Annotated in this window: 8 protein-coding genes and 1 tRNA gene; 4 read left to right on the plus strand and 5 right to left on the minus strand. The window is 61.8% G+C overall.

Translation table 11 applies throughout. The features are described 5' to 3' along the window. Window positions 1-1,232 (plus strand): serine hydrolase (locus tag DI606_RS18155; protein WP_293985298.1); only part of this gene is annotated, 1,232 nt, incomplete at its 5' end. Here DI606_RS18155 and DI606_RS18160 read toward each other — a convergent pair. Together DI606_RS18160 and DI606_RS18165 are read right to left on the minus strand one after the other, a co-directional pair. Then, window positions 1,133-2,527 (minus strand): DEAD/DEAH box helicase, encoded by a 1,395-nt coding sequence (locus DI606_RS18160; protein ID WP_293985299.1) that lies wholly within the window; start codon window positions 2,525-2,527, stop codon window positions 1,133-1,135. The two genes, DI606_RS18155 and DI606_RS18160, sit on opposite strands and share 100 nt — an antisense overlap. Window positions 2,528-2,629: 102 nt before the next feature. After that, a complete protein-coding gene (locus DI606_RS18165; RefSeq protein ID WP_293985300.1) occupies window positions 2,630-3,064 on the minus strand; it encodes a hypothetical protein in 435 nt (144 codons plus the stop codon). Between the two features lie 75 nt (window positions 3,065-3,139). On the opposite strand from DI606_RS18165, the gene DI606_RS18170 reads away from it, so the two are divergent. The 3 genes from DI606_RS18170 (at window position 3,140) to DI606_RS18180 (ending at window position 5,833) form a co-directional block, all read left to right on the plus strand. Next, window positions 3,140-4,579 (plus strand): FAD-binding oxidoreductase, encoded by a 1,440-nt coding sequence (locus DI606_RS18170; RefSeq protein WP_293985301.1) that lies wholly within the window; start codon window positions 3,140-3,142, stop codon window positions 4,577-4,579. Between the two features lie 122 nt (window positions 4,580-4,701). Continuing rightward, entirely contained in the window at window positions 4,702-5,490 is a 789-nt protein-coding gene (locus DI606_RS18175; protein ID WP_293985302.1) for a SapC family protein, read from the plus strand. Between the two features lie 268 nt (window positions 5,491-5,758). Then, window positions 5,759-5,833, plus strand: a tRNA-Glu gene (locus tag DI606_RS18180). A gap of 111 nt (window positions 5,834-5,944) precedes the next feature. Here DI606_RS18180 and DI606_RS18185 read toward each other — a convergent pair. The 3 genes from DI606_RS18185 to DI606_RS18195 form a co-directional block, all read right to left on the minus strand. After that, entirely contained in the window at window positions 5,945-6,943 is a 999-nt protein-coding gene (locus DI606_RS18185; protein ID WP_293985303.1) for a 4-hydroxyproline epimerase, read from the minus strand. 12 nt (window positions 6,944-6,955) lie between these two features. After that, complete coding sequence (locus DI606_RS18190) at window positions 6,956-7,870, minus strand: dihydrodipicolinate synthase family protein (RefSeq protein WP_293985304.1); 915 nt, start codon at window positions 7,868-7,870, stop codon at window positions 6,956-6,958. Window positions 7,871-8,017: 147 nt separating this feature from the next. Then, a partial coding sequence (locus DI606_RS18195) for a DUF885 family protein (protein ID WP_293985305.1) occupies window positions 8,018-9,448 on the minus strand: 1,431 nt, incomplete at its 5' end.

Raw genomic sequence — 9,448 nt, forward strand, 5'->3', positions numbered from 1 at the left:
TCCTCGACGCCGTGCCGCTCGCACAGTGGCGGGCGATTGCGGGAGAATTGCGGACGCAGCATGGACGGCCCGTGGCGCTGGGCGCGGTGCGGATGGAAAGCGATACGACAGGGCAGGTGGAAATACGTTATCGACACGCCACGGTCGGCTTCTCGCTGGTCGTAGCGCCGCAGGGGCCGGGCAAGGTAATAGGCCTGCATATCGTCGGGGTCGCGACCGCAGGCGACACCCTGGACAAGGTCGCATCGGAACTCCGCGCCCTGCCGGGACGAACCGCCATGGCCATCGCCCGCCTGCGCGATGGCGGGCCGCAATGGCTGCTGCCGGCAAGCGCAGGCGACGCATCGATGGCGGTGGGGTCGAGCTACAAGCTTTACATCCTCGCCGAACTGGCGCGGGCCGTCGCAGCGGGCGAACGCCAGTGGAGCGATGTCGTCCCGCTTGGCCCCAAAAGCTTTTCCGGACGCTTGCTCGGTTGGCCCGATGGTGCTCCGATTACGGTTCACAGCCTTGCCACGGCGATGATCAGCGAAAGCGACAACAGCGCAAGCGACACGCTGATGCTGGCGCTGGGGCGCTACCGGGTCGATGCGATGGTTTTCGAAACCGGTCATGCCATGCCGGACCGTGCGCTGCCGCTGTTGACGAGCGCGGAGGCGTTTGCCCTCAAAATGCCTGGCAATGCCGATCTTCTGGCTCTGTGGCGCGGCGGGTCTAACAAAGCACGCCATGCCCTGCTCCGCGATGCCGCCGGGCGACTGGGGGCGCAGCGGGTTGATATCGGCACCGTTGCCGAAACGCCCAGTGCCATAGACAGCGCCGAATGGTTCGCGTCACCGCGTGACATGATCGCGCTGATGCACTGGCTGCGGCACCACGGGGGCGATGCACTGTCGATCATGGCAGTCAACCCCGGCATTGCGCCCGCCGATGCAAAACGGTGGCGCTATATCGGGTATAAGGGCGGCAGCGAACCGGGCGTCATGGCCATGAGCTTTCTGGTGCAGCGGCAGGACGGCGCGTGGTTTTCGGTCAGCGCTGCGTGGAACGATCCCAAGGCGCGACTGGACGAAGGACGGTTCGTCGCGCTCATGACCCGGACGCTCAACCTGCTTGCAGCAGGCGCCGATTATCAGGATGAGAGCGTTTCGCCGAAGCCGACCGAAAGGAATTCGGGCACCGGGCCGTTCCATCCCTCATCGGGGCCATCATCCGCCTCAAACCGGCGCTGACGCGGCGCGGCGGCAGGCGGTGCCTTGCGGTCCTCACGGGGGCGATCTTCACGCGGACGGCGCTCACGCGAAGGCTGCTCTTCAGCCCGTTCTACGCCATGCCTGCTCGCGGGTTTGCGGTCCCCTCCGGCGCGCTGCTCACGACCTTCGGCTTCTCCCGCATCGCTGCTGCTGCCGCGTCCGGGGATATCCGCGTAGGGAATGACGGTGCCGATAAGCTTTTGGATATTGTCGATCGCTTCGGCATCCTCGGACGTGACGAAGGTGTAGGCTACCCCCTTTGCCCCCGCGCGGCCTGTACGGCCGATGCGGTGAACATAGTCGTCGGGATGCCAAGGCGCGTCGAAGTTGAAGACGTGGCTGACGCCCTTGATGTCGAGACCGCGGGCCGCCACGTCCGATGCGACGAGGATGTTGACCTTGCCTTCGCGGAACCGTTCCAGTTCGGCGATACGCGACGACTGGTCGATATCGCCATGGATTTCGCCCGATCGGTAGCCGTCGCGCTGAAGGCTCTTGTTGAGATCGCGAACCGTAGTCTTACGGTTGCAGAAGATGACCGCGCTGTGCACCTCATGCCCGTCCAGCAGGGCGCGCAGCGCTTCACGCTTCTTGCGCGAATCGACCTTAACCAGATGCTGAGCGATGTTCGTCGAAGCGGTGGCGGGCCGCGCTACCTCGATCGACTTGGGATTGGACAGGAACCGGTCGGCCAGTTTCTTGATGACCGGCGGCATGGTCGCCGAAAACAGCAATGTCTGTCGCTGCGCCGGAAGCTTGGTGCAGATATGCTCGATGTCGGGGATGAACCCCATGTCGAGCATCCGATCCGCCTCGTCGATCACCAGCATGTTGCAGCCGTTGAGCAGGATTTTGCCGCGCTCGAACAGGTCCATCAGGCGGCCCGGCGTCGCAATCAGCACGTCGACGCCCTTTTCGAGCGCCTTGATCTGATCGCCCATCTGCACGCCGCCGATCAGCAGCGCCATGGAAAGCTTGTGATATTTGCCGTATTTCTCGAAATTCTCCGCCACTTGCGCCGCGAGTTCGCGGGTCGGCTCCAGAATGAGGCTGCGCGGCATCAAAGCACGAGCGCGGCCATGCGCCAGAATGTCGATCATCGGCAGGACGAAGCTGGCCGTTTTGCCCGTGCCCGTTTGCGCGATGCCAATGATGTCGCGCATCATCAGGACGGATGGAATGGCCTGCGCCTGGATCGGGGTCGGCGTGTCGTAGCCGGACTCGGTCACAGCCTTCAACAGTTCATCGGATAGGCCGAGATCGGCAAAAGTCATTCATGAGTCCGAAATAGAGGGCGTCGTGCAACGCGAATAATAATATGCGCGCAAACCGCGCGCGCCTTGCGAAAATATCGAGCCGTTGTCAAGAAATTCGCTTCAATCGTCGCCGTCGCGGGGAATAAGGCGACGGAAAAGATTGATAGCACAGCTTACGCCGCTGCGCGCCTGCAATTCGTCGCGCCCCGAACAAAGCGACCCGTCGGCATGGGGTTCGACATAGAAACCGGAATAGAAACCGACCGAATCGCATCCGCGCTCAAGCTTTGCGCGAAACCGCTGGGCGTCGGCCAGGATCAGGTCGACCGCATCGTCGACGACGACCGATGCCGCGCGTATCGACCGGAGGGCAATGCAACGCGGCCCCTTTTTCTCTCGCCAGTCGCTGTCGTCTTCAACGGGGCGGCGCGGCGGCGACTTCGCCTTTCGGGCCATGGGTACGCGAATGATGACGCGTTGCTGAATCGACATCTGCGCCAGTTCGACCCGCTCGTCGGCAGGCGCGATCAGCAGCAACAGGACAGATGGCAGCAAATCATACCCCTTTTGTCGGTCCCCTACCCGGCAATGGTTGAACCGTCGATGAATTCTGTCGCATAGCGTCGTACCATGATTGGACAGCATATTGTCGATCGCTTCGTGGCGATCCTGGGGCCGAAGGGCGTCATAACCGACCCGGACGATATCGCGCCCTGGGTGCATGACTGGCGCGGACGCTACCACGGGCAGACCGCTGCGATCCTTCAGCCCACCACCACACAGGAAGTGGCTGACGCCGTAAAGCTGGCAACCCAGCTTGGCATCGCGCTCGTGCCGCAGGGTGGCAACACATCCATGGTGGGCGGGGCCACGCCCCCGGCGGACGGTTCGGCGCTGATCCTTTCGCTGCGCCGGATGAACCGCATCCGCACGATCGATCCGCAGGACAATCTCGCGCTGTGCGAGGCGGGCGTGATCCTCAGTGTGCTGCATGACGCAGCGGAAGATGTCGGGCGACGGTTCCCGCTCAGCCTCGGCGCGAAGGGGTCGGCGACAATCGGCGGCCTCGTGTCGACCAACGCGGGCGGCACACAGGTGCTGCGCCACGGCACGATGCGCGCACTGGTGGAGGGCGTGGAGGCGGTGCTACCTGACGGCAGCATCTTCGAGGGGCTCGACGCGCTCAAGAAGGACAATCGCGGTTACGACATCAAGCAGTTGCTGATCGGCGCGGAGGGGACGCTGGGCATCGTGACGGCAGCGGCGCTCCGGCTCGCCCCTGCGATCGCAGCGCGGGCGGTCGGATGGGTGGGCGTAGCCACGCCCGCAGATGCCCTGGCTCTGCTGCGCCTGTGCGAGACGATATTGGGCGACAGCGTCGAGGGTTTCGAGGTGCTGGCGGATGAGACGCTGGGCTTCGTGCTCGGCCATATTCCCGGCACCCGCAGCCCTATCGAAACGCGCACGCCGTGGCATGTCCTCATCGAAGTCGACCATGCAGACCTTGCCGAGCCCGGTCCGGCCCAACGACTGGAGAACGCGCTGACCGCTGCGTTCGAACGGGGGATCGCGCTCGACGCGGCCATCGCCGCGAACGAAGCGCAGGCCGAAGCCTTCTGGCGCATACGCGAATCCCTTTCCGAAGCCGAAAGGGCGCAAGGGCCCGCGCTGCAATATGACATCAGCGTTCCCGTGGCGAAGATGCCCGCCTTCATGATCGATGCGGCGGCGGCGGCGGAACGCGCGTTTCCCGGAACCACCGCCTCCTCCTTCGGTCATCTAGGCGACGGCAATGTCCATTTCCACGTCCGCGCACCAAGGGGGACCGGGGACGGACCTGCCTGGATCGCGGCGCAGGGGCAGGCCATCAATGCTTTCGTGCACGATGCGGTCGTGGCGGCCGGCGGATCGATCTCTGCCGAACATGGCATCGGCCAGATGAAGCGGACCGAACTCGCCCGCCTCGCCAGCCCGGCGCGTCTCGCCGCGCTGCGCGCCATCAAGGCCGCGTTCGACCCGCGTGGCCTGTTCAATCCGGGCAAGCTCATCCCGTTGCCCGGCGAGGGCTGAAGGTCGCCCGCCGACAAAGCGATTGCACATCCCCGGCAAGGACAGTATCGCCCTGCCCCATTATGAAGCCGGCGCAAGGCGCGGGATCGTCCCGCCTGCGCCCTTAAAAAGTGGACCCGACAATGGCCAGCGCGCCCGCCAATGCCCTGCCGATCTTCTATAACGACCTTCTGCCGCTGAGCAGCGCCGATCATGTCGATTATAAGGTGCAGCCCGCCGATGCCGCGCCGTTCCTCACCACTCAGCACGCAGTTCCGCTGACCGTCGACGAGTTCGTGTCGGCGCAGCGCTTTGCCCCCATCATCTTTTCTGCGGGCAACGATGCCGTGCCGCTGCTGCTGATGGGCCTTAACGAAGGCGTCAACATCTTCGTCGATGACGAAGGCAAGCTGCGTGGCCCAGCCTATGTCCCGGCCTATGTCCGCCGTTACCCCTGGATGCTGGCGAAGCTGCGTCCCGAAACGGACGAACTGTCCCTGTGTTTCGATCCCACCAGCAGCACCATCGGCGCGTTCGACGAAGGCCAGGCGCTGTTCGAAGCCGGCCAGCCGAGCGAATTGACGCAGGGCGTCCTGAAATTCTGCGAGGATTTCGAGCAGGCGGCGGCCCGCACCGGCCAATTCGTGCGCGACCTTCAGGACATGGATCTGCTGATGGACGGCGAAGTCACGATCCAGACGCCGATTGCCGATCAGCCCTTCGTCTATCGTGGCTTCCGCATGATAAACGAGGAAAAACTACGCGAACTGCGCGGCGATCAACTGCGCAAGATCAACCAGAACGGCATGCTTCCGCTCATCTACGCGCATCTCTTCTCGCTTCAGCTGATGCGTGACATTTTCGAAGCGCAGATTGCCCAGAACAAAGGGCCGATCCCGATGCCGGAACTGACCGCCGAAGTCACCGCATAGATCTTCGACGCTTTCCGATCCGTAGGACAGGTATGCTCTTGAAAGCGTAATCGACCTGTCCTACTTTGATGGCATGCGGTGCACCTGCCCCCCTTTCGGGTGTGCCGTATGGGCGCCTCCCCCTTAGGAGGCGTCTCCTCCCTGAACCTTGGCCACCCCATGCTTGCATGGGGTGGTTTTTTATGGATCATCGGATCGGTGCTTTCTCTTGACGTGCGCGCAATGTCTGCTAGAGCGCGCCCCTGCCGGTTGCCACATGCAATCCAAAGGCCCCTTCGTCTAGCGGTTAGGACGCGGCCCTCTCACGGCTGAAACACGGGTTCGATTCCCGTAGGGGTCACCAGTCAGGCAATATATTGCATTGATGAGGCGTCGGCACTTCGCGGCACACCCGCTGCTACGCAGTTCGGCTACCCGTTTCCCCAAGCTCCGCCGCCGACTCCTGACATCCAGCCTAAGTAACCTGAAAGCCCGCCCAAAATGAGTCCGTACGATCAATCCAGATCGTATTAAAACCGGTCGCTACTGCCGATCCCTCAATCGACGGGACAATGGCAGGCTTTTCGCCGAGCAATGTTTCTTGCTCAATCCGGCCGATAAAGCGGCTACCGATATAGCTTTCGTGGACAAACCGCTTGCCGACAGCCAGCTTCCCGCGTGACGCGAGATGCGCCAGCCGCGCCGATGTCCCCGTGCCGCAGGGACTGCGATCAATCGCCTTGTCGCCATAAAAGACCGCATTGCGCCCATCGACCCCATCGCCGCGCGGCGCATCGGCCCAAAGGATATGGCTTACGCCCCGGATGGTCGGATCGAGCGGATGCACCGGCTCATATTGTTCCCGAACCGCCTCTCGGATACGACCGCTCAGTTCGATCAACCGCGCAGCGCCCATGTCATCGAGCCCGACATAGGCGCCCTGCGGTTCGATGATGGCATAATAATTTCCGCCATAAGCGACGTCGATCGTTAGCGGGCCAATCCCCTCGACATCGACCCGAATGCCGGTCGCGGCGACATAGGCCGGAACGTTGGTGATACGTACCGACGTGACCTTCTGACCCTCTGCCTTATAGGCAATGTCGATCACGCCAGCGGGTACCTCGACCCGCAACTGGCCGGGCGTCGTCGGTTGGATCAACCCATGCTCCAGGCCGAAAGTGACGATGCCGATCGTGCCATGCCCGCACATGGGCAGGCAACCGCTCGTTTCTATGAACAAGATGCCGATGTCAGCATCGGGCACCGTGGGCGGATACAGGAAACCACCGGACATCATGTCATGCCCGCGGGGCTCAAAACAAAGGCCCGTGCGAATCCAGTCGAAGCGGCTCAGGAAGTCCTGACGCCGTTCCGACATGGAAGCGCCGCGCAGCAGAGGCGCCCCGCCCGCCACCAGGCGAACGGGATTGCCGGCGGTATGGCCGTCGATACAGAAAAAAGTGTGGCGCATAGCCGATCCCTATCAGACGGCAGCGGCCGCCGACAGGTCGGGTCGTGTCGCAGCAGCCTGTTCGACCATGGCGATGACCTGGGCGCGGCGTTCACCCTGTAGCACGTAGCGCGGCGGCAAGACCCGTTCCGACCCACGGCCCATCACTTCTTCGGCCAGTTTGATTGACTGGACCAGATCATGCTCCGCGTCGAGGTGCAGCAACGGCATGAACCAGCGATAGATTTCCATCGCCTTGGCATGGTCGCCTCGTTCGAAAGCGCGAACCAGTTCGACAGACTCCTTTGGAAACGCATTGGTCAGGCCAGACACCCAACCCTGCGCGCCAAGATAAAGCCCCTCGAGCGCGACGTCGTCCAGACCGGCGAACAGCGTATAGCGATCGCCGAAAGCATTACGGAAATCCGTGAAACGCCGAGTATCGGGCGCCGATTCCTTAACTGCAACGATGTTGGATACATCGACCAGAGCCGAAAGCACGTCGAGGTCGATGACGGTTCGATAGGCGGGCGGATTGTTATAGAGCATGATCGGCAAGCCGGTCTGATCAGCCACCCCCTTGAAATGGGCCACAAGTTCGTGGGCTTTGGGCACATAGACCATCGGCGGCAGCAACATGAGGCCATCGGCCCCTGCCTTTTCGGCGGCCTGCGCATAACGCACCGCGCGGCGAGTATCATATTCCGATACACCGGTGATAACGGGCACCCGGCCTGCGACGACTTCAACGATGGCCGAAAGGACGCTGACCTTTTCGTCATAGTCCAAAGAGTTATTTTCGCCCACGGTGCCTAGAGCGATGACGCCAGTGACGCCGTCCCTTATAAGATCGTCGACGACACGCTGCGTATCTTGCAGATCTATCGACAGGTCCGCGCGTATTTGCGTGGTGACCGCCGGAAACACGCCCTTCCAACCAATTGCCATTACATCTTATCCGATCTTCGCTGATACTGGAGATATCGTATACAATATTCCAAGGGCAGATATCAACCTATTTCCTTGCGGAAATGTCGTGTCGCTGCGCCGGAAAAGCAGGCATTTCAGGCCAGAATGCCACCGTTACGAACTCAATCATTCCTCATCGGGATACGGCCCTTTGCCGCCATCGGCGATCAACTGATCCACCAGTTGCTCGATCATCGGCAATGGGACCGACCCTGTTTCCAACACAGCATCGTGGAAGGCCCGAACGTTGAACTTCGGACCCAATGCCCGTTCTGCCTTTTTGCGGGCGTCCAGGAAGGCCAGTTCGCCCATATAATATGATAACGCCTGCCCGGGCCAAGCGATGTAGCGGTCGACTTCCGTTTCGATTTCATGGTCCGACAAGGCCGTATTGTTGCGCATGTAATCCTGCGCCTGTTTACGGGTCCAACCCATCGCATGGATGCCGGTATCCACCACAAGCCGCGCCGCGCGCCACGCCTGATAGCTCAGCATTCCGAACCGGTCGTAAGGCGTTTCATACATTCCCATTTCCTCGCCCAACGCCTCACAATAAAGTGCCCAGCCCTCGCCGTAAGACGAGAGGTAGGTGTCGCGGCGATAGGTCGGCAATGCCTTGTTTTCCGCTGCCAATGGCATCTGCATGGCGTGGCCCGGTGCGCTTTCATGCAGCGTCAGGGCAACCTGCGAATAAAAGGGGCGCGAGGGCAGATTATACGTGTTGACCAGATAGATGCCCGGGCCACCCCGTCCACCGGTATAGAAAGGCGCGACATCGGCGGGCACAGGTTTGATCGCGAACCGCATCCGCGGCATCCGACCGAAATATTGCGATGCCTTGCCGTCGAACGTCTTGGCGATCCATGCCGCGCGGAAGAGCAACTCCTGCGGCGTCTTGGGATAAAATTGCGGGTCGATGCGCAAGAAGGTTAGGAAGGCGGGCAGGTCGCCCTTGAAACCGACCTCTTTCATGACATCCGCCATCCGGCCCCGAATGCGCGTTATTTCACTCAGGCCGATTCTATGAATTTCCTCCGGGCTTTTATCGAGGGTCACGAACTCGCGGATTTTCGATGCATAATAAGCCTTGCCGTCGGGCAACTCGTAGGCGGCCAAACCCTTGCGCGCGCCGGGCATATATTCCCGGCGCAGAAATGTAAGAAGCTTTTGATGACTGGGAACGACTGCTTCCGCGATGGCGGCCTGGGCTTCGGCGCGTAGCTGCGTTTGGACGGTTGCGGGGATCGTCGCCGGGAGTATCTTGAAGGGTGCGTAGAACGGATTGTCCTCGATATTCTTCGCTTGGACGACCTGTTCGACACCGATGTCACGGCCTTGCAAGGTGATTTGCGGTGGGGTGAAGCCTCGTTTCAGGCCAGCGCGCATATTACCGATCTGCTGGTCGTAGTAACGGGGAATATCGCGCAGCATAGCAATATACCGGCGCGCGCCCGCCTCGTCGCTCAACGGTTCGCGCGCCCAACCCGCCAAGTCGCTCCAAAAGCTGCTGTCTGCGTTTAGGGGCTTTTCATAGTCGCGATAGCGTTGGGCGGCCAG

Source organism: Sphingobium sp., from assembly GCF_003248505.1.
Lineage (GTDB): Bacteria > Pseudomonadota > Alphaproteobacteria > Sphingomonadales > Sphingomonadaceae > Sphingobium.